Origin of the sequence: Bradyrhizobium australafricanum, assembly GCF_020329495.1 — a bacterium.
GTDB classification, from domain to species: domain Bacteria; phylum Pseudomonadota; class Alphaproteobacteria; order Rhizobiales; family Xanthobacteraceae; genus Bradyrhizobium; species Bradyrhizobium australafricanum.
This window is the reverse complement of the sequence record NZ_JAGKJL010000026.1, coordinates 97,378-124,177: the sequence shown is the minus strand read 5'-3', so window position 1 is coordinate 124,177 and position 26,800 is coordinate 97,378. Positions and strand designations below refer to the sequence as shown.

The following is a 26,800-nucleotide window of genomic DNA, read 5'->3' as shown; positions in this document are numbered from 1 at the left end:
GATCCAGGTCGGCGTCCGCGAGCACAACGAAGGGAGCATTACCACCGAGCTCCAGATCAACACGCTTGATGATCGGCGCCTTCGCTGCAAGTTCCGCGATGTTGCGGCCGACTGGCGTCGAGCCGGTAAACGAAACCACCCGCGGAACGGGATGACTGACGAAAGCGTCGCCGATTTCGCTGCCCGCGCCGGCCACGACGTTGAGGAGACCCGCCGGCAGGCCGGCTTCCTCGAAAATTTTCGCTAACAGTAATCCCCCCGTCACCGGCGTATCGCTCGCCGGCTTCACCACGACGGCATTTCCCACCGCCAGCGCCGGCGCGATGGTGCGGTTGCTCAGGTGGAGCGGCCAGTTCCACGGACTGATCGCGCCGACAACGCCGACCGGTTTGCGCCGCACCTGATTTGCCTTGCCCGGAATGTCGGACGGAATGACGCGGCTTTCGACGGCATGCGGCACCGAGGTGGCCCAAAGCATGACGGTATGAGTCACTTCCCACTCGAGGTTCGCCTTGAGCCGCGTGCTGCCGGATTCACTGATCAGCCAATCGACGATTTCGCCGCGGCGCGCTTCCATGATCTCTGCTGCCCGACGAAATACGTGCGCTCGGGCGGGCGGTGCTGAGGCAGCCCACTCCACCTGAGCCTTGGCACCCCCTGCAAATGCCGCATCAAGATCGCTGCGATCGGCCTGCTTGATTTCGAGGAGGACATCGTCGGTATAAGGATTTGTGTCAACCAACCTGCTTTCTGCCCGGCCGTGGCGCCAGTCGCCAGCGATCGGAAGCAGCTCGAAGTGGTCATAAGGTTGCAGGTCTATCGTTTGAACTCTCGCGCCAGGCTGTTTTGTGGCTTCGCCTCGATCGGAATTCCGTTTGGCAGTACGCGCGGCCATGTCCTTCACCTTACCAGATTGGCTTTCGTCACCGACAATGACGATGCTCCATCGTGGGGCCGTCAAAGCATCATGCGCCATCAGTCGGTCTCGCCTAGGCCGGGCATTGCCCACGCCTTCACAGCCCACCTGCAGCGCGGCATGGCATCAGTAAAATCTCGGGATCGGACCTCTTTGCGGCGTCGGCCGATCCGATAAGTCAAACATGATTTCATCAACGTAACACCAGCCCCAGCCTTCGGGCGGATCATAGGCTTCAATGATCGGGTGATTGGTTGCATGAAAATGCTTCGTCGCGTGGCGGTTGGGCGATTGATCACAGCAACCGACATGACCGCAGGTTCGGCAGACGCGCAGATGCAGCCATGGATCGCCCAGTTGCAGGCATTCTTCGCACCCAAGGGCACTGGGAACGACGTCGCGAATTCCCGCCAAATGCCTGCGCCTTGTGCCATTCCAAACTCAATGTCTGTTCTACTTCAATGATAGCATAGCGTGCAGGCCGGCTGGCCTGCCTTGACGGTCGTCAACTTGCCCTCGTGCTCGATCACGATCTTGCCGAAGTGCGTTTCGGCTGTTGAAATGCCGGAATGCCTCGATGCCCGTCCGTCCTCGCACCTTCGCGGCGCATTGCAATGGTTCGACACCTCAAGCGCGGGGCGGATGGCACTCGTGGCCGGCGGCTCACATGCGCGGCCGTGCCCAAACCACGGCCGTGATTCCGACAAGCAGCAACAGGCCCTTGATGATTTGCCTCTGCGTATCGGTCCATCCGAGCAGAGCGGCGCCGCTCACCAGCACGGCCAAAATCAGAACGCCGAAAATCGTCCCAATGACATTGGGCTTCCCGAGCTTGAGCATCACTCCGCCCAGGAGCGATGCCGTGAGGCCGTCAAGGAAGAAAGAGCTGGCGATGGAAGGCTGTCCGGACGACAATTCGGCAGCGAGCAGGATGCCTGCGAGCCCGCTGCACGCGCTCGAGATCATGCAAAGGATGGCGAGCAGGCGCGCGGCCGGAACGCCAGCTTCGATCACGGCATTACGGTTCTTCGCCAACGCATACATGTAATGGCCGAACACGAGGCGCTCCTGCAGGAACCAGGCCCCGCCGTACAACGACAAGGCAATCACCGTGATCAGCGGCACGATTCCGATCTTGGTTGCGAGGATCGAGCCGACAAAGCCAGTCGAGCTCAATGCGATCGATGATCCATGGCCAATTGCGGCAGCCAGCGCCGCGACGATTCCCCCGGTCGCAACTGTCGTCACCAAGGCCGGCAACCCAAGATATGCGATCAGAACGCCGTTGACAGCGCCGACCAGAAGGCTGGCGCCAAGAGCCATCGCCGAAGCCAGGGGCCAGCCAGCACCTGCTGAGACCAAGCCCGCCACCACCATGTTTGCAAGAGCAGCGACAGCCACGAAGCTGACATCGATCTCGCCGGCTGCGAGAACCCAGGTCAAGCCCAGGAACATGATCGCAGCGATGCCGGTTGACTGCAGCAGGTCGGATAGGTTGCCGAGACTCACAAAGCTTGGCCGGAGCCAACCGAAAACGGCGGACAACGCCACAAGAAGCACCACCAGCCCGTAGCGCACGAGGAATTGGCGCGCGCCGGCTTCCGGTCCACCGGGTTGAACAAGGCTGTAGCTCATGCGGACCTCTGCAAAGCCTTGCGCGGAAAGAGCGAGACGAGCGGCCGCAAGGAGGCCAACAGCCGCGGATCGAAGACCGCGATCGCCATCATCAGCACGGCGCTGACGACGGCGTCGCTGTAGTAGTACGGGACGGTGAGGAGCGTGAAGCCGTTGAGCAGAGCCGACATCAGAAGCGCGCCGGCCAGCGTCGCCGGCACCGAAGCGGCCCCGAACAGCGCCGCTCCGAGATACACAGCCGCGTAGGCCGGCATCAGGATCTGATTTCCGGATGAGACGTTGGCCACGCCGGACGATGCCACGTGCAACACCATCGCCAGGCACGTCAATGCACCGCAGATGGCAAACGCGGCAGCGACATAGCCCCGCACTGGAATTCCGGAGAATCTGGCCGAGGTTTGGTTCTCGCCAGTGGCATAGAAAGCCTGACCGAAGCGTGTCATGTGCAAGACGACTGCGGCTCCCAAGGCGATCATCCCCAGAATGAACACCGGGGCATCAACGGAGAAATAGGCCCGATCATTGAGATCGAGGATTCCGGAACTGAAGAAGTTATCCGAGAACGACGCGCCGTCGTTGTAGATGAATGACAGGCCATAAGCGATCGAGCCCATTGCGATCGTTGCAACGACATCGGGCAAGCGCAGGACGCCCACCGCAAGTCCACTAATTAACCCGCAGCCGAGCCCGATCCCGGCGCACCCGAGAATGCAGACCGGCAGGCCGGCATCCTTGCTGATGAGGAAGCCCAGCGTCATCGCTCCGAAGGACGCGACGCCTGGCAAAGACAGATCGAAGTGCCTGACAACGATCACGAAGGTGAGGCCAACGGCAACCACCCCCTGGATCGCCATATGCCGGAACAGCGCGTGAAGATTTCCGCTGGTTAGATAGGCGGGCGCCTGCGACCGGAACACGGCCCCAATGACGACAAGCAATCCGACGAAGGCGACCAGTCGCCATACGATAGGTGGCACTCTCCAGGCGGTCATTATCGCGCTCCCATAATTCCGGCGGCGAGGAGCTGGCCGCAAGTGATGGTCTCGACAGGATCGAGAGGTGCGCGACCGCGGTGCAGCGCCATCACGCGATCGGACAGGCCAAAGACCTCATCGCAATCCGACGACATCACCACCACTGCCGCCCTCGCGCTCAACCCGCGAATAAGACCGTAGAGCTTTGCTCGGGCACCAATATCGACGCCCACGGTCGGCTCGACGAAGATGTAGACATCCGCCTGGCAAAACAGACCCTTCGCAAGCACGATCTTTTGCTGATTGCCGCCGCTGAAGGCCGAGGCGACCTGCCAGAGCTGCGGCGGGTGCAGCGCGACCTGCTTGGCTAGCGTCGCTGCCACCTCGCGATTGCGCCCGAAGCGGGTGAGGCCGCCCATCCGAGAGGCCCGCCCGGGATTGGCCAGCGTGGTGTTGAAGGTTACGCTGCGCGTCAGCGTCAAGCCTTCGGTCTTCCGATCTCCCGGAAGAAGGAAGACGCCCCGACGTAGTGCGTCACGGGGCCCCGCCAGCTTCACCGATTCACCCATCAACCGGATTTCGCCAGAGGCCGGATGAGTGACGCCGAACAACGCCTTCGCCAGCTCGTCGATCCCAGAGCCAACGAGACCGAAGATTCCAAGGATTTCGCCGCGTCGAACCGAAAAGCTGATGTCCTGGTAGGCGCCTGGCTGCGACAGCTGTCGCACATCAAGAAGGGTCTCACCACGCTTCCCCGCGGCTTTGGGCGGGTAGAGCTCCCCAATTGTGCCGTCGAGCATCAGCTCGGCAATCGACACGCCTCGCTGCGATGCATCCCGGGACGTTAGCGTCGCAATTCTCCGGCCGCCTCGAAATATCGTAAAGCGATCGGCAATGTCGAAGACTTCCTCAAGACGGTGCGTGATGTAGATGATGGCAATGCCAGCCGTCTTGAGCGCGCGCATCATTTTGAAGAGTTGGGCCTTCTCGCGCTCCGTCAAGGTCGATGTCGGCTCATCAAGAATCAGGATCTTGATATCGTCACGACGCAGCGCATGAAGAACGGCAACAATCTCTTTCTCAACCGACGGCAGCGCTTCCACCGGCAGCGCCAGGCTGGCCGTGACAGGGAAGCGACGCAGCAGGGCCTCGGCCCGGCCTCGCATTCCATGACGATCGATCCGCTTGAAGAGGCCTGGACGTCTGGCCTCCTGGCCAAGGAAGATGTTCTCGTAGCCGGACAGGTCGTCGACGAGTTCCGGGTGTTGTTGAACCGATGCAATGCCCTGCTCGATCGCATCGCGCGGTGTCGAGAACTCGACTCTCTGCCCTTCGATCTCGATCTCCCCGGCATCCTTCACGTAGACCCCAGAAAGGATCTTCACGAGCGTCGACTTGCCGGCACCATTGACGCCAAGGAGCGCATGAATTTCACCGCGCTGGAGCGAAAAATCGACCGAATCGAGCGCAAGCACCGGTCCGAATCGCTTCTCAATTCCGGTCATGCTCAGAACGAGATCAGTCACTTTCTCACCCTCTTCAAAAACCGATGCAGACCGGATACGCGGTCACCTGGTCGCGCGCCGACCTCGGCCTCACCGCGCTTCGTTCGCAGCGATCGATTTTCACGAACTCCATCCGCAACTTTGTGACCTGCGTGGACCTAAGGTTCAGTGAGAGCACCGTCTCGAGCGAATGGATCACCTGCTTAAAAACGGTTGCAGAAAACGATAGATCATTGCGCGCCAGCCAGTCCGCAGCACGACGGCTCATGCGCATTCCGATGGCGTCTCTGGCGAGCAGGCGGCTGTTCCTGAATGACCAGACCATCATGCGACACCCGATCATGAACACGCCAATCGAGGACATCGCCTCGAGAGCAGCCGCCCCAGTCCCAAGAGCGAATCCGACAGACGCCAAGGCAAGAGCGGCACATATTGTCATCGCAATGGCGACCGACCGACGCCTGAAGCAGCCGATCACAACCAGCGGCACCTGGAGCATCGCTGCGGCCCAAGGCACGATGTCCATGTTCGAAAGACCCATTGCTTGCCCCCCGCCCCCGGCAAAGCCGGGGGCTTCCCCCTGCGCGTGAAGTCGAGCCAAACGCCTAAAGAATGCGCTGCCAGCCGAGCTTCGCCGCCACGCCGGGCTGGTCGTAGTCGTCGGGGATGTCGCCCGACAACATCTCCTTTGTCACTCCGTAGGCAGCATTGACGATGATGCGCGGTGCCGGCCGACCGGCGAGGACTTCGTGCGCGCAATAGACGCTGAGATATGCTTCCTCGTAGAAGCTCTGTGCAATGGTGTAACAAAACGCCGTGCCGCTCTTGATGTACTCGAACGCCTGCTTTCCACCGTCGATGCCGGTCACAAAGATGTTTTCGCGCCCTGCGGCGCGGATCGCCAGTGCGGCGCCAATCGCCGCGCCGTCCCAGGCATTCCAGATTGCATCGATATCCTGATGCGCCGTGAGCATGTTGTCGACCGCCTGCCGGGGGGTGACCGAGCCGGTGAGCGAGAACGCCCACTCAGCCACCACCTTGATGTCAGGATAGCGGGAGAGCACGAACCTCATTCCATGCGAGCGCATATCCCACGCCTCGTTCGAGGGCAGATTGACGATAGCGATGCGCCCCTTTCCATTGAGCCGCTTGCAAATGTACTCGGCCGTCGCCGCTCCCATGCCGAAGTTGTTGTGCATTGAAACGGAATTGACGGTGGCACCGGGTACATAGCTGTCGCACAGGAAGGTCGGGATCCCCGCTTCCGTGGCCGCCACCACGGCCTTCGAGACCGCCGCCGGATCAGCCGGCAGGACAAACAGAGCGTCAGGCTTTGATGCAACGAAGGAAGCGATCTGATCAGTCTGCTTTTTGACATCCCAGTTCGAGTCAGCAATCGTCAGAGTTCCTCCCAGCTTGGCAACAGCATCCTTGTACCCGGCGATGATGTGACGGAACGAATCTTGACCGGTGAATGGCACCGACAAGCTGAAATTGAGGTCCTTGGGACTCTTCGCGACGGCCAATCCTGGCTTGCCAAGCGTTGCGGCCAGGGCGACGCCAGCGCCCGCGCCCAGGACATCTCTCCGGCTCAGGCCGGACACCGCGTCATTGTTTTGCATGAATTTCCTCCTCCTGGTTGAATTGTTTGTTGTCTTGGGCAGCATCGGCTGACCGCTTCACGAGACGCCCGAATGACGGCGCACAGGGCGCTCAATCGAAGACCAGCCCCCCTTCGACGAGCAGCGTCTGGCCGGTCATGTAGTCGGACTCGTGCGAAGCCAGATAGACCGCCACACCTGTCAAATCAGCGGGCGTCGAGGGGCGTCCTAACGCCGTCAGCGCGACATAGCCGTTGAACGCCTCATTCTCTTCCTTCGTCAGCCCGGCGTCGCGGAAGCCCTGGTCAATCATCTTCCACATATCCGTCGCGACAATGCCTGGGCAGATTGCGTTGACACGGATGCGGTTCGGCCCGAACGCCTTCGCAGCGGCCTGGGTTAGCGCGACGACGCCGAACTTGCTGGCGCAGTAGTGTGCCTGGGTCGGGTATCCCTGCTTGCCGGCGATCGACGACATATTGATAACCGACCCGCCGTGCCCCTGGGCCAGCATCTGCTTGATCGATTCCTGCATGCAGATCAGGACGCCGCGCGCGTTTACCTCAAGCATGGTGTCCCAATCCTCGTCCGAGATGTCGAGGAAGCTCCGGACCTGCGCGATGCCGGCGTTGTTGACGATCGTGTCCAGGCCGCCGAATTCCTTGACCGCCGCTGAGATCATCGCGCGAATGCTGTCCCGTTTGCGGACGTCGACTTCAACCGATATCGCTGACCCGCCGCTTGCCATGATGCGGTTTGCGACATTGGCTGCATTGCCCTGGTTGACGTCCGCGACAACAACCTTCGCTCCCTCGGCGGCAAAGGTTTGCGCCAGTTCCGCACCAATGCCGCGACCGGCTCCAGTGACAATGATGCTCTGATGGTTGAGCCGCCCGGGCATTTGGTTTCTCCCTTCTCCTATTGAAGTCATGTGGCTCGCCACGCGCACGCCGTTGTTTGACTTTTTTGGTTCTCAATCGTACGAGCGCCGCGATCAGGTTTTCATTCGTAAAGCACGTGCCATTTTACGTCTGGTGATCTCAGTTATTGCCTATCAATGCCTTATCGATGTCGAGCCTGGCTGGGGCGTTGCTGTTGATGCGGCACCTGCTGCAGCATGTGGGGCACGTGCGGTGCTGGTGCGCGAGGACGCCGCGTCCAGCGCGCCTCTCCCGCCCCGCAGCACGGACCATCTTCGCGCCGAGCGCTTCCTCGATCCGGAGAACCTCGTTCCATTTCGCCATGCGCTCGGATCTCGCGAACGATCCGACTTTCAGCTGACCGGCGTCCCATCCGACGGCGAGGTGCGCAATCGCGAAGTCCTCAGTCTCCCCAGAGCGCGCCGAGACGATGGTACCAAACCCGGCGCGGCGAGCCACCTGGCAGGCCGCAAAGGTCTCGCTGACCGTTCCTGCTTGATTCACTTTGAGAAGCACGGCGTTGACGGCTCGCGCTGCTGCCGCCTGCTCCACGAGATCGGCATTGGTGACGAGATAGTCATCACCGATCACCTGAACGCGATCACCGACGGCTGCCGTAAAGCAGCGAGCATGCGTAAGAACTCCCCTCTGATCGGAAGTTCGACCCGGACATCAGGCTTACGGTCTCTGCGAAGCCAGCAGAAATTATGCGTCGCGGTTCCAATGAGCAGCTCACGGCTCCACCCGCACAGGCACAAAGCGTGCATTACTCCCTCCCGAACAATGCGCGCTTTCTTCTTCCGTTTTTTCCGCGCCTTCCCTCCCGCTCCTATTAGAGACATCAGCCACGATCGTGACTGATCATTTTCGGACCAATTCCGGTCATTTTGGGGGGCAGTTTTGTCTATGTACCCGGGGAGGCACCGTTTGGCGTGGAGCGGCTGCTCGAGCTCGAACAGCTCATTGATGTTGACAATGGTAAAGCGGAAATACGCAGGCGGGAGTGCGAGAGCATATTTGCCACGTTTGGGTGATGAGGGAGCCCTGATGTCTTCCGATCTGGGCCAACCTCAACGGGGTTAGAATACCCGCTTAGCAGTACGACACATTGATCAATTTGGTGCTCATTCTGATCAATTCGGGTGCCATTTGACTACTGGCCGAACTACTCCGCGCAACTCCTAGGGGACGCGCCGCCAACCAAGCCTATCCGCCACGCCACGCCGGTCATAGTCGTGCGGAACATTTCGCGACAGGTCTCTCTCATCCGCAGCAAATGCGGGATTGATGATCATGCCGTGGCGAGCGCCGCCCAGCGAGCACTTCGTGCGCATAGTAGACATTCCAGTACACTTGCTCGTAGAAGCTTTGGGCGATTGTGAAACAGAATGTAGAGCCACTCTTGATGTGTTCGAATGCTTCACTGCCGCCATCAATACCCGTTGCGACAATGTCCTTTCGACCGAGCGCCCCGATCGCATGTGCGGCGCCGATCGCTCCACCATCCCACGCGCTCCAGATCGCGTTATGTCCGGGTGTGTCGTCAGCATGTGCTCGACCGCCTGTCGAGGTGTCGCTGAACCAGTCAGCGAATATGCTATCTCCGCAATGACCCGAATCTCGGGATAGCCGGAGAGTACAAACCTCATTCCGTCTGACCGCGCGCTCCACGCTTCGTTGGAATACAGGTGGATGGCGGCAATTTTGCTTTTTTCCTTGAGTCGCTTGCAGATGTACTCGGCAGCGGCAGAACCCATGCCAAAATGATTGTGCACCGAAGCCGAATTTGCGGGCACGCCCGGAATCGATCCATCGCACAGGAACGTTGGAATACGCGCGTCCGTCGCCGCCTGCACCGCCCGCGATATACCTACGGGGTCAACCGGAACGACAAACAAACAAAGCGTCCGGCTTGGATCCAACAAACGACGCGATCTGCTTGCTCTGCTCACCAGCATCCCAGTTCGCATCGACAATCGTCAGCGTGCCACCCATATCCACCTCGCGTACTTGTCGGCATGACGGATGGCGCATTCTGGGAGCCGGCCGCGGCGCACGCTGGCCGCGAGGCGCTACAATCCGAACAAGCTGCGTAATGTCACCGTGAGGATAGCAAGGTGTCGTTCCTAGAAAAAATGAGAGCTGCAGCCGCCAAAGCCTCGCAACCTGTAAACCCGAGGCTCGGCTAGCGACCGAGGGTGACGTCACGGTCTCAGATCACACGTTGAGGGCATGGATCGAGTGGGCAAAGGCGAAAGCGGAAGCCCTCAGTCCGTTTGGCGGGGGCGCTGTGGGGATGTTTGAGACCATTGCGAAAGTAAACCAATGGCCATAGGTACCGCCCATTCACGACCGGTTATCTAAATGCACCTTTCAACAGGTGCCTGTAGCCTTGTTCCGTCATCCACTTGGCTCGGGCTAGATGGCTATCAAACGTTTCGCGCGCCTGTTCCGGCTCTCGATCAGGATCGATCGACAACACAATTCGCACGACCTCGCGCCAGTCGGTACCTTCAGCGTGAGCGTCAAGCAACCTGAGATAAGTCATACGGTGGGCGTGGTCATAGGGGGTTAAGGCCGGATCGGCAGGCGCAATTGCCGCAACACCGGGGCGGCGGTTCAGCTCATCAGGCATAGGGTCCTCCCATCCACTTGCACCCCACGAATTCGGTTTTAAAGCCGTGGGTTAATAAACCACAAGCCGGTTGGCTGGCGCAATGGATCTGCGTCAGCTTTTCGCAACGAACTTGCGCCGCATTCGGCACCAGCGGGGGATTTCCCAGGAAGAGCTGGCCCACGAGGCCGCCGTCGACCGCGCTCATGTGAGCAAGATGGAAAGGGGCATCACCTACGTAGGTTTGGAAATCATTGGCAAATTTTCTGCTGTCCTTGATGTTGAACCGGCAGAATTCTTCAAGCCGGTCAGCAAAAGGACGAAGCCTCGATAGCGGATCGGCGGACCGATGACGCTTCTGAAGTGGTGCCGGCCAAGTCCGTACCAATCCTTCAGGTGCTCGCTGCTGAAGGCAGCTTCATCAGCAGAAGTTCGGTTCTCTGATCATCGAATGCGTATGCTGCGTTCGCGGTTCGAAGACCCCGATCGTCCCGAAACGTCACCCAACCCCCAGACCCGCGGCGATTGCGCGGTGCTGACGATGGAACTGGCGCGGGGCCCAAGGATGGCGACAGTCGATCGGCCAAGAAGCCCGCCGCCGGCGAGGCAGTGATCCGCGAGGCCGATGATCTCGCGGCCCCGGAATTTGGAACAAAAAGATGGGGGGCTGATGAGCGCCGGCCTCTCCCTCGCCGTCAATCGATTAGGTCATCAACCGCATTTGTCCGTGGCTCCAGATCCAATGCTCTCGCTGCCAGACGCCGCGGGTGAGCGATCTAGCCACCGTGCCCAAGTTGCCACCCCCTCGTCCACGCTCCGCCTGTCGGAGGACGGCCGGCGGCTGGCAAAGGGGGTCCAGCTCACAGCCCAAGCCCACGTTTCCGACCGAAACCCCATTCGATGCCACCGCTGTCGCGCATCACACCGCTGATGTGCTGGCCGATGCGCTTGTCGAGCACAGGCTGCCAGGGCACGAGCTGGAAGCCGAGGCCATCCTCGATCATGGCAAAGCGCCCGCTGGCGAGCGTGGCGACGCCCGCAAGCCTGCCGGCGACGAACTCGCCCGGCTTGCCCGGCGTGTAAGTCAGCCCGCGCTCGGCCGCCATCTGCTTCCCGACGCGACTAATCTCGGTCGCCTCAAGGCGGGCGATCAGGTCGTTCGGCGCGCGAACGCGGCCATCGGCGAGCCGGGTGGCGTGCCCCTGATCGACGAGGGCATGGCGGCGACGCTCCATCGCGCCCGTGACCTCCCGGCCAAAGCCCGCCGCCGCGAGCGGCGTCCGGTTGGGTGAGGCCAGTTCTCGGTCGAGCCAGGTCGCGCCGTCGCTACAGATCTGGCGTTCAAGATCGAGCGTGGAGAGCGTGCGAATGGCGAAGTCCTTCGGCCGGCCAGGGGCGTCATGGGCCATGCCGCGTTCGGCAATGTCGTGGGGGATTTTCCAGTGGTCGGCGTCGATGCGCTCGACATGGCCGGCGCGGCGCAGGGCTTCGAGCCGGCGAACGTGAGAGCGGATGAACGCGTCCGGATCGCCCTTGAAGCGTTCGATCTGCGGGCGCGCGGCCTCCAGATGCTCGCTCGGCCGGTAGAGGCCACCGTTCATGGCCGCCATGTCGCGGATGTTCTGGTCCGCGGCCCGTGGCTCCGCTGTGGTCAGCACCGGATCGAGCGCGACGATGTGGCCGCGCTTGATCTCGTCCAGCCTGGTCGGATCGGCCGTCTCGACATAGTGGGTGCGCCCGTCCACGCCGTTGATGACGAGATGCAGCCGGTCGCTCATCTCGTCGCCGGCCAGTCCCTTGGCCAGCACCCGGCCGACGACCGGCTCGGCGATCTGCCTGCCATGGGTGACGTATTGGCTGGGCCCGCGCTCGTCGGCGATGCCATGCTCGGCGAGCGCCCGGTGCAGGGTCTTGATGATGTCGCCGCGCTCGCCGAGCTCCCGCAAGGTCCGCTCGGCCTTATCCGAGAGCGTCCAGCGTCCCGGCTCGATCTCGCTGGCGAGCCCATACCGTTCTAGCTGGCGGACGCGCCCGATCAGGTTGGCGCGGTTCTCGCGGACGAGATAGCTCGCCCCCTCGCCGGGCCTGAGATCGATGACGCCCTGGTCGCGCTGCTCGGAGGCCAGCATCCTGTCGAGCCGGGTCCAGCGCTCGGCCTGCACCTCGGTGTGGAGCTTGTTCTGAAGCTCGATCTCGGTCTGCGGGCCAAGTTCGAGCGTGACTAGTTCACTTGCCCGATGGCGAACGCCACGAGCGATATAATCACCGGCAATGTTGAGGATGCGGCCATCATCGAGCACCCCGCGGACGATGACATGAGTGTGCGGATGGCCGGTGTTGTGATGATCGATGGCGATCCAGTCGAGCCTGGTGCCGAGATCGGTTGCCATCTGGCGCATGAGGTCGCGGGTGAAGCCGCGCAGGTCCGCCATCTCGATGGAATCTTCCGGCGCGACAATGAACCGGAACTGGTGGCGGTCCTCACGTCCGCGTTCGATGAACGCCTTGCCGTCCGCTTCGTTCTCACTGGCTGAATAAGCCCGGCCTTTCTCGCCGTCGCGGGTGACCCCGTCGCGCTCGAGGTAGCGCAAATGCGCGTCGGCCGCCTTGCTCGCCGCGCCGCGCATCTTCGGCCCGCGCGAACCGCGTTGCGGGTTGAGCTTCACTACCCGCGCCTTGACCACGACCCGCCGCGCGCGGAATCGACCACTGGAGTCCCGCTGCCAGCCGCCGCCGTCCCGAGGAAGGGACGCCAAAACCCTGGCGCCCCGGCCGCACGCGTTGAAACGGCCGCTGCCCTGCCCGTTCCGGCTGCCCGCCGATACCCGGCCTCGGCCGATCTGCCTGGGGTTGCCGCCGGCCTTGCGCACGGCGATCTTCACCTCGGTCAGGAAGGGCAAATCGCGCGCGTTGACCCGCGTGCCCCGGTTGCGCGCGCGGCCCGGCCTGATGCGGAAATCGTCGTGCTCATCGCTCGCCATGACGCGATGATCGGCGCGGGAGTCACGCCGCGCAAGACCTCAAAATCATCAATCGGAAAGCGTCGCAGAATGGGGTGCGGCAGTGCAGAGACGGCGGGGCAAGCCACCGCTGCACGCTGCGCGCGGCAACCATCCTGGACTTGAAAGCAAACGAGAATCTCCTTGAGACGATAGCGTGCGCACATTGCACAGCGCCGTCAGATCGCCCTCGCAAGGTGCCAAAGACAATGTGCAGACAATCACTTGCCGAGCCCGCGAGGTGCGAACGACAGTTCGCTTTATCTTGCAGTCCAGCTGTCGTGCTTGTGCGCTCTCCTCGCTCTTTCGCCAATTGCTCGCTGTTGCAGCCATGGCTTGCGAACCTGCCGATATGGTCATTGCGATCCTCCCGCCTTCGACCTAGGGACGAACACACCAATAGGCCGGGGGACCATGGGCGAGACATCGTGCACCGAGATTACAGCCTTGGCGCCACTCGAAGGCATGAGCTCTGCCGATCGATCGCGCATTCTGGTCAGATCAACCCATGCGACGAACAACGTTTCAGCCGTCGATGGACGCCTGCCGGCGGTCCTCGTCGCAGGCAATTCGATGCCAAGCAGAGTTGCAAGCTTTGCCACATACGCTTGCGTCTCGGCTGGCAAAGCGTCGCCCGCAAGAAGCGCTTCATAGCGAGATGGTCCCGCGTTGTACGCCGCAAACATACCGGGCGAGCCATAGCGATCGAGCAATTCACGCAGATACGCAGCCCCAGCCAAAATGTTGTCGTGTGGATCGTAAGGATTGCTGCCTAGACTATAGCGCTTGCGAAGTTGCCCCTAGGTCGCCGGCATGATTTGCATCAGGCCAATTGCGCCCTTGGGCGATCTGGCATGCACGTCTCCCGCGCTTTCGACGCTCAGCACCGAACGTATCCATGCTGACGGGATCGCAAAGCGTTGTGCGGCTTCGTCGATGAAGCCCGCGAACGAGTGTGTGCCCTGACGGATCGCTGGAAATGCGATCGGCCCGTCCTCAGCTGAAGCAGCATTGCCCGATGCGGTCAGAAGGAGCACCAGGGGCACCACACGCGCGACGGATCGAGCTAAGCAGGCCACCGTGCTCGCGCCCGTCCAGGGTAAAGCTGCTTCGTGCCGGCCGCTCGGCCGGCCTTGACCGCCCCTGCGCGCGTCGACCTTGATATCGATCGGAACGGGGGAATGGTCCCGCAATGGACCGAACAAAGGAATGGCGAGGTGAACACGTGGAACACGCACGCTCATTCCTCCCGCATCCAGACTGGGAACGCACGTCCGATTACGGCGGAAGCCGGGATAAATCCAAAATATCGACCGTCCAGGGAGTCGCTGGACTGCCAGTTCATCAGAAATAGTTCGTCTTTGCCGACGACGCGACAGCCCCGCCATTTCGGCAGCGGCCGGCCGCGTCCGTCGCGATCGCGGGCCTCGCCGACTGTAATGTCATCAACCGAAATCGTGAGGCCGGATCTGCAGACAGTCTGTCCGGGCAGCGCGAGCACCCGTTTAAGCATTGGGACGCCGATGGGCAGATAGCCGTTAAGGTCGAGGAAGGTCGCAAGCGGCTCTGGCGGCTGAACGGCGACCAGTTCGGTAACCTGGAAGCCCGTTGCCGGTCGTAAACGATAAAGACCGGTTGGCACGCTTGTCGGTGCATTCCAGATGTAGAGGGGAAGCGGCTCCCGAGCGATAGTCCCGACCAGCGCAGCGGCGACCCCAAACGTCGTTGTCAACGTCATCATGCGGCGTCTCATCGCGTCACTCTCCGGCGATGGAGCCACGCCTGGTGGCGGGTTTTCGTGTAGGGACGCGGGTTTTCATTGACGGATAAACGGTTGTGGACGTGATGCCAGTGATCTGGAGCGACGTCGACGGGATCGATGCTGAGCGCCTCGACTGCGTCGATCATCTGCAGCACGCGTTCGACCTTTGGCCAGCCGGAGAGCCGCAGCAAAATTTCTCCGCCGGGCTTCACATAGGGCACAGTCGAGCAGCGTTGTCCCGGCGCGACCGAGCGCAAGATGTCGATCCGCGAAATGATCGTACCGAAGTCGTTGGAGGTCCAACGGACAAATGCAAAGATGCTGTCAGGCGCGAACGATAGGACGCGCCGATGACGATCAATCTTCCGTTCCTCGACGATACGACCGAACCGAATGCGGTTTTCGATTCGCTTTTCGAGCCACAGCAGTTCCACTTCGGTGAGATCGCTCATGCTGCCGCTCCCCGACGATCGAGCTGGGAGCCGTATGCTTTGAGCGTCGTTAAGCACGCGTGACGCTCCTGAAGGTTAGCAAGACTGGCGCCGCGGCGTTGCCAGTCACGTCTCATGCAAGTCGTGGTCTGATCCGCTAGACGAAATCCGGAGCATTTCCGGGTAATCGGGGTACTGACTTGTGCCCCCTCGCCGGCCGCATTGCGGCGACGACGCCTCGCAATGATTCGCGAACGGAGCGCGCGGCGCGCTGCGCCGATCGACGGTGAAAGCGAACGGCGGACTTCTATCCAGGTCCCGACGCCTCGCTGGAGGCGACGAACATTTGCGTGGTGGATGGTGACGGCAAGCTCGTCCGGGGGACGACACTTGAGACGGCCCCTGACGCAATCGAGCTGGTCCTGGCAGAGTGAGGAATCCACCTCAAGCGCCTCGACCTGGAAGCGTTCTCGTACAGCGCATGGCTGTTCACGGCGCTCGTCCAAAGGCGCCTCCCCGCGCTTTGCATCGAGACGCGCCATGCCGAAGCGGCGCTGAACGCGACCTACCGGAACGACACCAAAGATATTGCGCAGATGATGCGGACCGGCTGGTTCCGCGCAGTCCACGTCAGGCCGGAGAGCGTGCAAACGTTGCGGGCGCTGCGGGTCGGGCGGACGGCGCTGCTCGGCAAGCTGCTGGATATGGTGAACGCGATCCGCGACTCGTTGGGCACGTTCGGGCTCAAGGTCGGCGACGTATCGGCAGGCCGCCTTGAAGCCATCAAGCTTTGCGCTTGTTAGCCTGACCGCCCATTCTCCAGATTCCGGCATGTGGTGGCTTTGGTGCCCACCACGTATGTCGGCGAGTTCTCCTCGACGAGCGAGCTGCCGCAAGGGAACACAAGGAGTGTAATACGATGACGCCGACCTTGGTGATCGCGCGGTATTACGTGCGACCGCATCTGTAGGTTCGAGAAACCAGTTGCATTGCAGGAAAGCGTGGCGCGTGGGAGAGCAAGTGCAAGAGGCATCGCTGCAGGCGTGGCCTGCTTGTTCAAAAAAAGTTGGGGTTAGTAGGTTAGTGAAGTGAGCGCGGTCGTAAAGCGCGGAGAAGCAAGCAATTAAGCTCAATTTCGGACCTCGACAGCAGGAGGATTGGGTCCCCGAGGGCACGAGGGTAGCGGTCCTCGATAGCACGAGTTGATTCAGAGATTGTTCTTCGAATTTGGAATGAGACCGCGCATGCGCAGGCACGCCGTGAAGGGACCACCAAGCTTCGGTACGAAGTTCAGCCGCTCGGTACCGTTCGGATTGCGCGTGAGCACAAGCTGATAGCCGGGCAATGTCTGGCGTTAGACGATCTGACATACGGCGTCGGCAGTGCTTGAGCTCCAAGAGAATGCCGGACTTGGCATGGAAATCCACAGAGGTCGGGAAGCTCAAGCCGCCGTGGTGGCGCCCACCGTGCTTGCGCACGAGCGAGTAAAGGCGTCCGCCTGTCAGGTTGAAATAGGGTGCGACCGATCGTCAGCAGGAGCCCGTGATCAACCACACCCGTATAGAACCAATCAGGTAGGATCAGCTCGAGACCAAATGAACGCCCGTTGACATCGACCGTCTCCTTCCACTCGCTGATCCAGGAGCAACGATGCGGTCGCCATTCTGTCGGCTGGCGGATCGAAGTCTGCACTGTCATTGATTGCGGTCTGTCGAGCCCGGTCTTTAGCCGGCCATATTTCCGCGCGCTGGTGTCGCGAGCGACAAAGGTCGAAATCTCGTAACGCGTTGCAGCCATCAGGCGCGACGTTTTCAAACCGGTGTCACGGACTTCGACGATTTGGCGCACGGCCCAGATCGGCACATCTGCATCCGAAATGGCCGCCATGCCGCGTTTCCGCATGGCATCGACGTGAATTACGATCGCGCCGGCGCAGAAATCGATTGGCACGATGCGATTTGTCTTCGCGAGTGAGAAGAACGGATAAGCCATGAGATCCTGCGCATCGCGCGGCGCGAGATCGCCAGGATGCGCACGAAACGGGGGAATGCGCTCGCGCTCTGAACGGCGGCGGTGCGCCGAGGATTTGCTAACGGACATTGCTTAGCGCCGCTCTTTACCTGCATAAGGAATTGGCGCATGCCGTTTTGCGGGCAGTACGGTGCCGGTACCGGGATCGGAAGTCGATTTCTTCTTGCCCAGTTCGGCCCAGGCTGTCAGGTCAGCTACCGAGTAGACCACACGCCCACCGATCTTGTGATATTCCGGGCCGGTTCCGTACGTTCGATGTTTCTCCAAAGTGCGGCCGGACAAACTCAAAAAGCGCGCGGCTTCGGACGTTCGTAGGTAACGCGGCGTCTTACCCGCGTTCGGATCGGACATTTGAAAAGCTCCGTGATCGTCTGGAGCGCGAACGAGGTTCGCCGCGCGTCGACGGCCACCATCGCGGAGTAGCAGCACTTAGGGGGATGCCGAAGATGACGGAGTGATTTTCGATACCCCTACGGAAGGCCTGTTCGTCCTCGCGCCCGGGCCACAGAAGCTTGCGATAGAAGCCGCCCACCAGCGATTGCGCGGGCGAGCGCGCGGATAGCGGAGCTCGGGCGCTTGCCCCTGCTATTTGGACGATTGATCCCAAGCTTGGGCTTCGCGCGCGCCCGTTCATCGTGCGCCAGAGTAACTGGGCTACATATGCCCGTTAGTCGCCATCAAACGTCAACTCGGCTGCGTATGACGAACCGACCAGCTGCGGCTCCCTGGACCAGATGCGGTGCTCCACCGAGCCGACGCGCAGAACCGCAGTCCGGTCATTGGGCGCGACGCACCTGCCCGGCCGCAAGATCGAACCGTAGCCGAGACGCTGAACTATTGCGAGAAATGCGGCTGCTGCGATCAAGATCAGCCGCGCTCATACCGTCGCCGGAGCCGGTAGGGTCGTTCGACAACAATAGGAACGATCGCTCGGCTCAGCTCCCGTATAGCTGGATTCAAGGAGATCATCGCTGAAAATCCGCGTCGGAAACCCGACGATCTACTTATTACGCAGGAGGAGCGAGCGGGTTTAAGCCGCCAAAGCACTGCGATCTCTCAACAAGCACTACCGTGCTCGGACAGATTGCTGAAGCGTCGGGATCGAACCGGGGGCCTGCTCAAGAGCGCCGCGCGGCCTGGCAATCGTAAGCCGCCTCAGTCCAGTTGCGAAGCGCCCCGCCAGATGGCGGGGCGCAGCACTCGGCTCAACTCACTCGCCGTTCTTGCGCGGCCGCGACCACAGCAGCGTGTAGCCCTCGCCACCTTCGTCGTCGAACAGATTCGCGTAGATCGGTGCGTTGAAGGAGGGATCGTCGAGCTTGAGCGAGAGGTAATCGCGGCCCTCTTCGGAGCGCTTCGACCAGGCTGCTCCGATCTCGGCCCGGCCCACATAGATGCGGTGGCTCGGAGCGTTGTCGTTGGAGCGGTTGGTCTCGGCGACGATACGGACGCCCTTGGCTTGCAGGCTCAGGGTGACGATCTCGCCCAGGAAATCGTTACCGACCTTCTTGAAAGAACCGATGTTAGCCATGTCACTTCTCCTGTTGTGTTTCGAGCCGCGACCACCGCGGCCTCGATGGCGATCTAAAGGCCGAGGACGATCGGCGACGCACCCCTCGTGGGCCGGAGCGCAGCGGAGGACGCCGTTGTGGCGACTTTCTTGTCTCGCGAGGAATGGGCGAAAGCCCAGGGGAAGAAAGTCGCATCAACGGCGTTGCGGCTCAGACGATCGAGGCGAAGCCGGTCTTCGGCCAGATCAAGCCATCAAGGAGGCCACGTGCGTCCGCGTGCTGAACCGCAATCTCAAGGAGAAGACTGGCGAATCTCGGTTGAGCTGTACAAGATGTCGGAACGATTCAGCGAAGAGAAAGAAACAATCTGCCGCGAAGGGCGGTATCGTCCACGAAAGAACGATCGATAGCGACGCCACGCGCCGCTGCGACCACGTGGGCCGGGCGGAGATCGCCAGCCTGGTCGAAGCGCTCCGAAGAGAGCTGCGATTACCTCTCGCTCCAGGTCCCTTGACCCACATTCAATATGCCGATCCAGGCGAACTCGTTCGACGAGGAAGCTGACGAAGGATCATCCCTCGCGCGCGGCGGCCGCAAGAACGGTTGAGACGGTTGCTCCACCAGCCTAGCCGGCTCGAACAGGCGGGCCTCTGCGAGCAAGAACCGTCAAGCGCGTCCACGTCGTGCCGCCAATGCAAAACGCGCCCAAGCAGGCGAAGGCCTCACGCCAGGCCAGCGACGGCACCCCGATCTGGGACAGGGCGAACACCACATTGTAGCCGGCGATGGCAGCTGGAACGGCGAATATGGTCGCAATCACGAGGCGCAGAGCCAGCGATCGGGTAACAGCGAAGGCGACCTCACCGGCGGCAAGTGTCAGCGCGCCGGCCACACTTCCGACGAGCAGCGCGCCGATGACGCCGGCGCCACCGTGGAACGCTATCATACCGCAAAGGAGTGCGACGAAAAACGGCAAGGCATGCACTGCCAGCGCGAACATCGCCCAGCACAACAGGCCGATGCCGAGCGCATTGAGGATAAGCCCAAGGGCGGGCATGGTGGCGGCTCCATTTGCATGGGTTTGCAAGTCGCGCCTTCCACCACCACCATGGCGCAACTTCGGATATAAAGTCTGAACGAGGCGGAGTTGCGGCGCGCACGACTCTGCTTTGATGGTTTGGAGACGAGAAGACGGCGCTCACGCGCCGCCGAACCTCCAAACGGGGATGCCGAAACGCTTCGCTTTGTCGGCAAGGTTGTCCTGGATCCCTGAACCCGGAAAGTGCATGACGCCGATCGGCAACAGTTCGAGCATGGCGTCATTGCGCTTGAAGGGTGCCGCCTTGGCGTGCTTCGTCCAGTCGGGCTTGAAAGCGATCTGGGGCACCTTGCGGGTGGTCGCCCATTTGGAGGCGATCAGTTCGGCCCCTTTGGGCGAGCCGCCATGGAGCAGGACCATGTCGGGATGCTTGGCATGAACCTTGTCGAGGCGATCCCAGATGAGGCGATGGTCGTTGAAGTCGAGCCCGCCGGTGAGCGCGATCTTCACTCCCTGCGGCAACATGACCTCGGTTTCGGAACGATGCTTGGCGGCGATGAAGTCGCGGGAGTCGATCGTCGCTGCGGTGAGCGTGCGGTGGTTGACCAGCGAGCCCGACCGAGGACGCCAGGATGAACCGGTGTGGACCTCAAATCGCTCGATCGCCTGGTCGCGGAAGAGTTCCAAACAATTTCTGCGCTCGATCAGCGTGATGCCCTCCGCGGTCAGGCGCTCGAGCTCAACCGATCGCACCTCGGACCCGTTCTGCTCTCGCTGGCTCTTGTGCTGCGCTTGTTCATTGTCGTCGAGCTGGCGTTCGATGCGGTCGACGGCACGATGAAACAGGTTGACAGTCGACCAAAGGAGATCGTCGAGGTCCGGCTCAAGCCGCGTATCGCTCAGAGTGGCAACCAAGGCGTCAAACAGATCGATGACGGCGCCGGCGATCATCTTGCCCTCGGGAAGAGGTCTTGGATCTGGCTGGTCGTCGAAGGGACGATAGCCGAAGAGTTGCAATTCGCTCAGGACGTGGTCGGTCGGAGACTGTGCCGGTTCGATGTCGCCATGGTCGGTCATGGGAAGAGGTCCTTTGCTGGATTGGCCGCGCCCATCGCGGCCTTCGTGGCGATCACTCAGACGGCGGGCGGAACGGGCCGGCACCCGTAAGCGGCTCGTCCGCCGAAGCCCGGCAGGGCGTAGGCGGAAGCGTCAGGGCCGAAGCGGCAGCGGAGGATGGCGCAGGCCGGCTATTTTGCTTCGCGATGCAAAGCGCGCTGATCGGATCACTGGCATGCCTCCCATCGCCTGCGCGCGGCGGAAAATAGCCGGACGCAGCCATTGCCGGCCCGGACCGCTTGCCGTCCGATCGCCCTCTAGAAGGCCGTGGTCGCGTGCTCTTCCGGCATTGGCCTAATCTATGACCGACCCATCGCGATCGATCGATAGATAGCGGCTTATTCAGCGGCCAGCGTTGGCGAACGGAGGAAGCGGTCGACGTCTTCCGGTGCGAGTTGAAGCCGCAACACTGCTCCGAGGGCCTCACGGCCGAAGATGTGCAGATCTTCATTGAAATCGCCCGTCCGAGGCGACAGTGCGATCGCTTCAACGCCGGCGTCTTCCGCGCGCTGGGTGAGGATAGCCTGTACGGCATCTCCGGCGGCATCGGCGTCGCGGGCGATGTAGAGGCGACGTAGCCCGGACGGCAGCAACATGGCCGAAAGGTGATTGGCCGACAGCGCAGCGGTCATCGGCAAGGTCGGCAGTACGTAACGCAGCGACAGCATAGTCTCGATGCCTTCGCCCGCAGCGAGCACGTCGTCCACCCGGCCGAAACGCACGGCATTGCCGAGCAGGTCGCCCATCGCCCGTCGTGGCGTGTCGATCGGAGCTTTGCCGAGCCGGACGCGATCAAAGCCGTCTGGATCGAGCCATGTGCGATGCACGCCGGAGATCCGTCCATCGAGGTCCGTGACGCGGGCTATCATCGCTGGCCATGTTTCGGTCGGCAAATGCTCGTCCGGTCGATAATAACAGCGTGGGTGGAAGCGCAAACTGTCGCCATGGTGGATGCGGGCTATTCCGCGACGCTGCAAATAGGCTTCGACCATTGTACCGTCGATCGGGCTGGACATGGCAAAGAGGCGCCGGGCGGCTTCCTGCGATCCGGCCGGCACTGCTGGATCCACGAGTTCTGGGGGAGGTTGTCGCTCGGAACGAGGTAGCATCAGAAAGCGTCTCGCCTCCCCAGTCACTTCGCGAAAGTCGCGCAAGGCCAGACTTTCGCGGATGATGTCGAGGAGGTCACCATGTTCTCCGGTCGCGGCATCGCTCCACTTACCGGCGGGACCTTTCGGCGACTGCTGCAGCCGTACGAACAACGAACGGCCCGGCGCGTTGTGGACGTCGCCGACCACCCAATACCGTCCCACCCGCTTGCCATTGGAGAGATAGTGCCTGCATACCGCCTCGGCCTCTCGCGCGAGGCGGCGTGCCAATTCAGAGGCATCGCGCGGCATCACGCGGCCTCCCGCCCACCAATGCGCGCAACCGGATAGCTGTCGAGTACCTTCGACAGGATCTCGACGCCGCTTACGTCCGCGGGCACGAACATCCGCAGCTTCCAGGAGATGATCTCGCCAAAGAGCCCATAAGCCCGCAGACGATCGCGCATGGTGTCGTTGAATCCCGACAGCTCGATGCGGGCTGCGCCCATCACCCGAACACGGCGAAGCTTCAGCCCCTCCGCGAGATCGAGGACGATCTGCCCCTCCATCAGCGCGGCAAAGGCGGCGTCCGGCGTCATCGAAGGCGCATCAGCGGCAAGGACGTTCGCGACCCAGGCGGCGGAGACCTTGCGGCCGATGATGCGTTCGCCCGCATCGGTCTGGAGACGATAGACGCGGGTCGATTCGTTCGGCAGCTGCTTCCAGATGGGTAGTAGCAAGCCCGCCACGATGTGGATCGTACTTTCCGTGAACTCCGGTACCTCGGCGAGTTCCGCCAGCCAGGCGGCGGCAAAGCGTTCGCGATCCGCTTCGGCCCAATGGCTTTCCGCCATCATGTCGAGGGCGACGCTGTGCTGCTCCATCGGCCGTACCAGGCGGATGCGCCGCTCGATCTCGCCATCGTCGAGCATGAAACTCGGGGCCGGAAGCTGCACGGCAGCACGGCCCGAGCGCTCATTGAGCAACAGGATCGCGTGATGGTCGGAACGGCGAGCCAGGGCGTCATCGAGACTGATGGGATGATTGCGCTGGCGCTGGACGATGGTGAGCAGCCGGGTCTCCGCACCAGTCCCGGGGTGGCTGTAGATCGTCCGCCGGTCGGTGACGACAAAGCTCTCGGCGCGGAGCGTTTCCAGTCCAATGTCGTAGGTGCCGGAGCTAACCGCGCCCTCGATCCGAGCAGTCAAAAGCTGATCGAAGGCGGTGAACAGAATGTTCTGTAGGTCGATGGTGAGCGCCAGCAAACGATTGAGGAACGTCGTGATCGGCGGCAGGTCGTCCCTCAGCCCATTGGCATCAGTCAGCTTCAGGCCGGTCGCATCCTCAAATCTCGCGAGCGAGCAGCCGTCGACCTTGCCTCGCACGAGCAGGACATAGAGTTGACGCAAGGCATCACGCCCGTACTGGCTTTCGAGATTATCCTCTGGCCGGAACAGGCCCTGCCCTCCGGTCTGACGCTGACCGCGCGTGATGGCACCCAGTGTGTCGAGCCGGCGGGCAATGGTGCTGAGAAAGCGCTTTTCGGCCTTTACATCGGTTGCGATGGGACGAAACAGCGGCGGCTGTGCCTGATTGGTCCGGTTGGTCCGGCCAAGCCCCTGGATCGCGGCATCGGCCTTCCAGCCGGGCTCGAGCAGGTAATGGACCCGCAACCGTCGATTCCGGGCTGACAGGTCGGCGTGGTAGCTCCTTCCCGTGCCGCCCGCGTCGGAGAACACGAGGATGCGCTTGACGTCGTCCATGAAGGCCGTGGTCTCCGCGAGGTTCGCCGAGCCAGCTCGGCTCTCGACCACCAAGCGGTCGTGCTTGCGAACGATGCGGCGCGAACGGCCGGTCACTTCTGCGACAAGTTCGGTCCCGAAACGCTGGATGACCTGATCCAACGCCCCGGGAACAGGCGGCAGCGAGGCGAGCTTTTCGATCAAGCGATCGCGGCGGGAGACGGCATCCCTGCTCTCAACCGGTTGACCATCGCGATAAACAGGCCGCGAGCAAAGATTACCCTCCGAGTCGGTGAAGGGTTCGTAAAGCTGGATCGGAAACGAATGGGCGAGATAGTCGAGCACATATTCGCGAGGCGTGATGTCGACCTGGACGTCGCCCCACTCCTCGGTCGGAATCTCGGCGAGGCGACGCTCCATCAGCGCTTCGCCCGTTGACACGATCTGGATCACGGCGGCATGGCCGGCGTCGAGATCGCGCTCGATCGATCGGATCAGCGAAGGGGTCTTCATCGAGGTCAACAGATGCCCGAAGAAGCGCTGCTTGGCGCTTTCGAAGGCGGATCGCGCCGCCGATTTGGCCTGCCCGTTCAGTGTTCCGGTTTCGCCGGTGATGTTGGCGGCCCGCATCGCCGCATCGAGGTTATTATGAATGACGCTGAACGCGCCAGCATAGGCATCGTAGATGCGAACCTGCTCCGGCGTCAGCTTGTGCTCGACGAGCTCGTACTCGACGCCCTCATAGGACAGCGAGCGGGCGGAGTAGAGACCGAGCGCTTTAAGATCACGCGCCAGCACCTCCATGGCCGCCACCCCACCCTCCTCAATCGCCTCGACGAACTCGGCGCGCGTGCCGAACGGAAAGTCGGCGCCGCCCCAAAGGCCGAGGCGTTGGGCATAAGCAAGGTTGTGCACCGTGGTGGCGCCCGTCGCCGACACATAGACCACGCGAGCATTCGGCAAGGCGTGCTGGAGCCTCAGCCCGGCGCGCCCCTGCTGAGAGGCCGCCTGGTCGCCGCGCTCGCCTTTGCCCCCGACCGCATTCTGCATGGCGTGGCTCTCGTCGAAGACGATCACTCCGTCGAAGTCGGAGCCCAACCATTCGACGATCTGCCTGACGCGCGAAAGCTTCTCGCCACGCTCGTCGGTGCGTAGCGTGGCATAGGTGGTAAATAGGATGCCCTCCGGAAGCCGGATCGCCGTGCCCTGGCGAAACCGCGACAGGGGCGTAACCAGCAGGCGCTCCATGCCGAGCGCCGACCAGTCGCGCTGCGCATCCTCGATCAGCTTGTCGGATTTGCTGATCCACACCGCCCGGCGGCGGCCCTTGAGCCAATTGTCGAGCAGGATCCCGGCGACCTGCCGTCCCTTGCCCGCACCGGTGCCATCGCCCAAGAACCAGCCGCGACGGAAGCGGACCGCGTTCTGAGCGCCCTCGCAGGCGGCGGCCACGACATCAAATGTCGCGTCGACCGTCCAGAAGCCTGCCAGCAACTCGCTATGTGCTTCGCCAGCATAAATGACGCTCTCGAGCTGGGCGTCCGACAGAAGTCCATCTGTCACCACAAGCGACGGCAGGTGCGGACGATAGGTCGGCTTCGGCGGCGCGACGGACGCCATCGCCGCGGACTGCACGAGTTCGGTCGGATGCGGGCACGATCCGGGAATAAGGATCGACTGCAACCCGTATGTCTCATAAAGGGCATCGGTCAGTCGGGTTTCTTCCGGCGGCGACCACTCGACTGTCGCGTAGTCGAGCTCCAAGCCTTCTGGCGCCGCGCTTCCCGAGGTGGACGGTGAACACAGTGCAGCGGCGGCGCTCGGTTTCGACTTGGCGGAATGACGGCTAAGGTCGGCCGCTACCGACGTCGCGATGGGCAGCCTGGGAGGCACATGCTGGGTCACCCAGTCAAGCAAGGTCCCGACATGGCTCGCCATGCCCAATGAAGCTGGAAAGGCCTTCGGATCAACCGCCGCCAGCTTGTCGATCACAAGCAGCCTTGTGTCCGTTTGTGTTCCATGCCTGGCGTACACGGCGCCGTCAATGGCGGCAGAAAACGCCACCCGACCGCGTTCCTGGAGGCGAACAAAGGCTTCCGTCCATGCCGGATTCTCCGGCGCGAGGCTCGCGCCAACGATCGCGACAAGACGCCCGCCTTCGCAAAGCCGTGCCAAGGCCGAGGTGATGTGCCGGAGGGCCGCGTCCGGCATCGGTCGTTCGACATTCGCCACCGCCGAGAACGGCGGGTTCATCAAGACGACGCTCGGGGCGACGCTCGCATCGAGATGGTCATCGATTTGGGCGGCGTCGAAGCGGGTGACTTTAAGATTGGCGAACAGATGATCGAGCAATGTCGCGCGCGCCTCCTCCAACTCGTTCAACACCAAGGCGCCGCCCGAAAGCTCGGCAAAGATAGCGAGCAAGCCCGTCCCCGCAGAGGGCTCAAGAACGCGATCGGCGGGCGTCACGTCCGCCGCCGTAGATGCGACAAAGCCGAGCGAAATCGGCGTCGAGAATTGTTGGAGTGCCTGGCTATGCTCGGAACGCCGCGTATGGGTCGGCAGACCGCTCGCGATCCTCGCGAGCATCGGCAGCATGGCGGCCGTCGAGCCAGCCCGGGCGCGCATGGCCGGTCCGAACTTGCGAAGGAACAGAACGGTCGCCGCCTCGCAGACGTCATAGGCGGTCTTCCAGTTCCAGGCGCCGGCCGCGTCCGAGCCGGCGAACGCCGCCGCCATGGCACTGCGCAGGACGGCGGCATCGATGCGACGGCCGCGTTCGAGCTCGGACAGGAGATTCTGTGCGGCACGGAGGGCGGCGGAGCTGAGACTTGCAGCGGCACGCATCGAGAGCGGCGCGGCGGCGGCGCCGCCGGCGAGAGATTCGGTCATGTCAGTGTCTTTCGGAGAGCGGGA

21 protein-coding genes and 3 pseudogenes are annotated in these 26,800 nt (G+C 62.1%); 2 read left to right on the top strand and 22 right to left on the bottom strand.

What is annotated here, in order from left to right:
• The 11 genes and pseudogenes from J6525_RS23375 to J6525_RS23325 all read right to left on the bottom strand — a co-directional run.
• The coding region (locus J6525_RS23375) for an aldehyde dehydrogenase family protein (RefSeq protein ID WP_225646464.1) at positions 1-976 on the bottom strand (976 nt) is incomplete at its 3' end.
• A 66-nt stretch (positions 977-1,042) separates the two neighbouring features.
• Positions 1,043-1,330 (bottom strand): UBP-type zinc finger domain-containing protein, encoded by a 288-nt coding sequence (locus J6525_RS23370; protein ID WP_225646463.1) that lies wholly within the window; start codon positions 1,328-1,330, stop codon positions 1,043-1,045.
• A gap of 249 nt (positions 1,331-1,579) precedes the next feature.
• Positions 1,580-2,551 (bottom strand): ABC transporter permease, encoded by a 972-nt coding sequence (locus J6525_RS23365; protein ID WP_141340118.1) that lies wholly within the window; start codon positions 2,549-2,551, stop codon positions 1,580-1,582.
• Entirely contained in the window at positions 2,548-3,543 is a 996-nt protein-coding gene (locus tag J6525_RS23360) for an ABC transporter permease (RefSeq protein WP_225646462.1), read from the bottom strand. The genes J6525_RS23365 and J6525_RS23360 overlap by 4 nt, the downstream gene beginning before the upstream one ends.
• Positions 3,543-5,051 carry a sugar ABC transporter ATP-binding protein gene (locus tag J6525_RS23355; protein WP_225646461.1) on the bottom strand — a complete coding sequence of 503 codons (1,509 nt, stop codon included), beginning with the start codon at positions 5,049-5,051 and terminating at the stop codon, positions 3,543-3,545. Before J6525_RS23355 ends, J6525_RS23360 begins: the two co-directional genes overlap by 1 nt.
• A gap of 13 nt (positions 5,052-5,064) precedes the next feature.
• Positions 5,065-5,571, bottom strand: coding sequence for a hypothetical protein (locus tag J6525_RS23350; protein ID WP_225646460.1), 507 nt, complete (start codon positions 5,569-5,571; stop codon positions 5,065-5,067).
• Between the two features lie 64 nt (positions 5,572-5,635).
• Positions 5,636-6,652, bottom strand: a complete 1,017-nt coding sequence (locus tag J6525_RS23345) for a sugar ABC transporter substrate-binding protein (RefSeq protein WP_225646459.1) — start codon at positions 6,650-6,652, stop codon at positions 5,636-5,638.
• 91 nt (positions 6,653-6,743) lie between these two features.
• Positions 6,744-7,532 carry an SDR family NAD(P)-dependent oxidoreductase gene (locus tag J6525_RS23340; protein ID WP_225646458.1) on the bottom strand — a complete coding sequence of 263 codons (789 nt, stop codon included), beginning with the start codon at positions 7,530-7,532 and terminating at the stop codon, positions 6,744-6,746.
• 139 nt (positions 7,533-7,671) lie between these two features.
• On the bottom strand, positions 7,672-8,142 hold the full coding sequence (locus tag J6525_RS23335) for a phosphopyruvate hydratase family protein (RefSeq protein ID WP_446471730.1): 471 nt from the start codon (positions 8,140-8,142) through the stop codon (positions 7,672-7,674).
• A 672-nt stretch (positions 8,143-8,814) separates the two neighbouring features.
• Positions 8,815-9,407, bottom strand: a pseudogene (locus J6525_RS47535) (sugar ABC transporter substrate-binding protein).
• Between the two features lie 500 nt (positions 9,408-9,907).
• On the bottom strand, positions 9,908-10,186 hold the full coding sequence (locus tag J6525_RS23325; RefSeq protein ID WP_225646457.1) for a DNA -binding domain-containing protein: 279 nt from the start codon (positions 10,184-10,186) through the stop codon (positions 9,908-9,910).
• Between the two features lie 82 nt (positions 10,187-10,268).
• On the opposite strand from J6525_RS23325, the gene J6525_RS23320 reads away from it, so the two are divergent.
• On the top strand, positions 10,269-10,499 hold the full coding sequence (locus J6525_RS23320; protein WP_141340112.1) for a helix-turn-helix domain-containing protein: 231 nt from the start codon (positions 10,269-10,271) through the stop codon (positions 10,497-10,499).
• A gap of 526 nt (positions 10,500-11,025) precedes the next feature.
• Here the strand turns inward: J6525_RS23320 and J6525_RS23315 are convergent.
• The 4 genes and pseudogenes from J6525_RS23315 to J6525_RS23300 all read right to left on the bottom strand — a co-directional run bounded on the left by J6525_RS23315 (position 11,026) and on the right by J6525_RS23300 (position 15,378).
• The gene (locus J6525_RS23315; RefSeq protein WP_225646456.1) at positions 11,026-13,146 is read right to left on the bottom strand and encodes a DUF3363 domain-containing protein; all 2,121 of its coding nucleotides are present in this window, start codon (positions 13,144-13,146) and stop codon (positions 11,026-11,028) included.
• A gap of 374 nt (positions 13,147-13,520) precedes the next feature.
• Positions 13,521-14,408, bottom strand: a pseudogene (locus J6525_RS23310) (lytic transglycosylase domain-containing protein).
• Positions 14,405-14,917 (bottom strand): S26 family signal peptidase, encoded by a 513-nt coding sequence (locus tag J6525_RS23305; RefSeq protein ID WP_225646455.1) that lies wholly within the window; start codon positions 14,915-14,917, stop codon positions 14,405-14,407. The pseudogene J6525_RS23310 and the gene J6525_RS23305 overlap by 4 nt, the downstream one beginning before the upstream one ends.
• Positions 14,914-15,378 (bottom strand): DUF2840 domain-containing protein, encoded by a 465-nt coding sequence (locus J6525_RS23300; protein WP_225646454.1) that lies wholly within the window; start codon positions 15,376-15,378, stop codon positions 14,914-14,916. Before J6525_RS23300 ends, J6525_RS23305 begins: the two co-directional genes overlap by 4 nt.
• A 575-nt stretch (positions 15,379-15,953) precedes the next feature.
• On the opposite strand from J6525_RS23300, the gene J6525_RS23295 reads away from it, so the two are divergent.
• Positions 15,954-16,160: a hypothetical protein gene (locus J6525_RS23295; RefSeq protein ID WP_225646453.1), complete on the top strand. Its 207-nt coding sequence runs from the start codon at positions 15,954-15,956 to the stop codon at positions 16,158-16,160.
• Between the two features lie 404 nt (positions 16,161-16,564).
• Here the strand turns inward: J6525_RS23295 and J6525_RS23290 are convergent.
• From J6525_RS23290 to J6525_RS23260, 7 genes and pseudogenes are all read right to left on the bottom strand, one after another.
• Positions 16,565-17,457 (bottom strand): annotated as a pseudogene (locus J6525_RS23290) (replication initiator protein A).
• Between the two features lie 3 nt (positions 17,458-17,460).
• Entirely contained in the window at positions 17,461-17,739 is a 279-nt protein-coding gene (locus J6525_RS23285; RefSeq protein WP_081334860.1) for a helix-turn-helix transcriptional regulator, read from the bottom strand.
• Positions 17,740-18,598: 859 nt separating this feature from the next.
• Positions 18,599-18,919, bottom strand: coding sequence for a DUF736 domain-containing protein (locus J6525_RS23280; protein WP_069279422.1), 321 nt, complete (start codon positions 18,917-18,919; stop codon positions 18,599-18,601).
• Positions 18,920-19,524: 605 nt separating this feature from the next.
• Positions 19,525-19,956, bottom strand: coding sequence for a hypothetical protein (locus J6525_RS23275; RefSeq protein ID WP_225646452.1), 432 nt, complete (start codon positions 19,954-19,956; stop codon positions 19,525-19,527).
• A 141-nt stretch (positions 19,957-20,097) separates the two neighbouring features.
• Entirely contained in the window at positions 20,098-21,015 is a 918-nt protein-coding gene (locus J6525_RS23270; RefSeq protein WP_225646469.1) for a DUF2493 domain-containing protein, read from the bottom strand.
• 377 nt (positions 21,016-21,392) lie between these two features.
• Positions 21,393-22,454: a DUF7146 domain-containing protein gene (locus J6525_RS23265; protein WP_225646451.1), complete on the bottom strand. Its 1,062-nt coding sequence runs from the start codon at positions 22,452-22,454 to the stop codon at positions 21,393-21,395.
• Positions 22,454-26,776, bottom strand: a complete 4,323-nt coding sequence (locus J6525_RS23260) for a strawberry notch family protein (RefSeq protein ID WP_225646468.1) — start codon at positions 26,774-26,776, stop codon at positions 22,454-22,456. The genes J6525_RS23265 and J6525_RS23260 overlap by 1 nt, the downstream gene beginning before the upstream one ends.
• Between the last annotated feature and the right edge of the window lie 24 nt (positions 26,777-26,800).

What these genes read in the sequence shown, in the direction of transcription:
- J6525_RS23365 (WP_141340118.1), bottom strand. Translation starts at nt 2,551, where the DNA reads ATGAGCTACAGCCTTGTTCAACCCGGTGGACCGGAAGCCGGCGCGCGC.
- J6525_RS23360 (WP_225646462.1), bottom strand. Translation starts at nt 3,543, where the DNA reads ATGACCGCCTGGAGAGTGCCACCTATCGTATGGCGACTGGTCGCCTTC.
- J6525_RS23350 (WP_225646460.1), bottom strand. Translation starts at nt 5,571, where the DNA reads ATGGGTCTTTCGAACATGGACATCGTGCCTTGGGCCGCAGCGATGCTC.
- J6525_RS23345 (WP_225646459.1), bottom strand. Translation starts at nt 6,652, where the DNA reads ATGCAAAACAATGACGCGGTGTCCGGCCTGAGCCGGAGAGATGTCCTG.
- J6525_RS23340 (WP_225646458.1), bottom strand. Translation starts at nt 7,532, where the DNA reads ATGCCCGGGCGGCTCAACCATCAGAGCATCATTGTCACTGGAGCCGGT.
- J6525_RS23325 (WP_225646457.1), bottom strand. Translation starts at nt 10,186, where the DNA reads ATGCCTGATGAGCTGAACCGCCGCCCCGGTGTTGCGGCAATTGCGCCT.
- J6525_RS23320 (WP_141340112.1), top strand. Translation starts at nt 10,269, where the DNA reads ATGGATCTGCGTCAGCTTTTCGCAACGAACTTGCGCCGCATTCGGCAC.
- J6525_RS23315 (WP_225646456.1), bottom strand. Translation starts at nt 13,146, where the DNA reads ATGGCGAGCGATGAGCACGACGATTTCCGCATCAGGCCGGGCCGCGCG.
- J6525_RS23305 (WP_225646455.1), bottom strand. Translation starts at nt 14,917, where the DNA reads ATGAGACGCCGCATGATGACGTTGACAACGACGTTTGGGGTCGCCGCT.
- J6525_RS23300 (WP_225646454.1), bottom strand. Translation starts at nt 15,378, where the DNA reads ATGAGCGATCTCACCGAAGTGGAACTGCTGTGGCTCGAAAAGCGAATC.
- J6525_RS23295 (WP_225646453.1), top strand. Translation starts at nt 15,954, where the DNA reads ATGATGCGGACCGGCTGGTTCCGCGCAGTCCACGTCAGGCCGGAGAGC.
- J6525_RS23285 (WP_081334860.1), bottom strand. Translation starts at nt 17,739, where the DNA reads ATGTCCGATCCGAACGCGGGTAAGACGCCGCGTTACCTACGAACGTCC.
- J6525_RS23280 (WP_069279422.1), bottom strand. Translation starts at nt 18,919, where the DNA reads ATGGCTAACATCGGTTCTTTCAAGAAGGTCGGTAACGATTTCCTGGGC.
- J6525_RS23275 (WP_225646452.1), bottom strand. Translation starts at nt 19,956, where the DNA reads ATGCCCGCCCTTGGGCTTATCCTCAATGCGCTCGGCATCGGCCTGTTG.
- J6525_RS23270 (WP_225646469.1), bottom strand. Translation starts at nt 21,015, where the DNA reads ATGACCGACCATGGCGACATCGAACCGGCACAGTCTCCGACCGACCAC.
- J6525_RS23265 (WP_225646451.1), bottom strand. Translation starts at nt 22,454, where the DNA reads ATGCCGCGCGATGCCTCTGAATTGGCACGCCGCCTCGCGCGAGAGGCC.
- J6525_RS23260 (WP_225646468.1), bottom strand. Translation starts at nt 26,776, where the DNA reads ATGACCGAATCTCTCGCCGGCGGCGCCGCCGCCGCGCCGCTCTCGATG.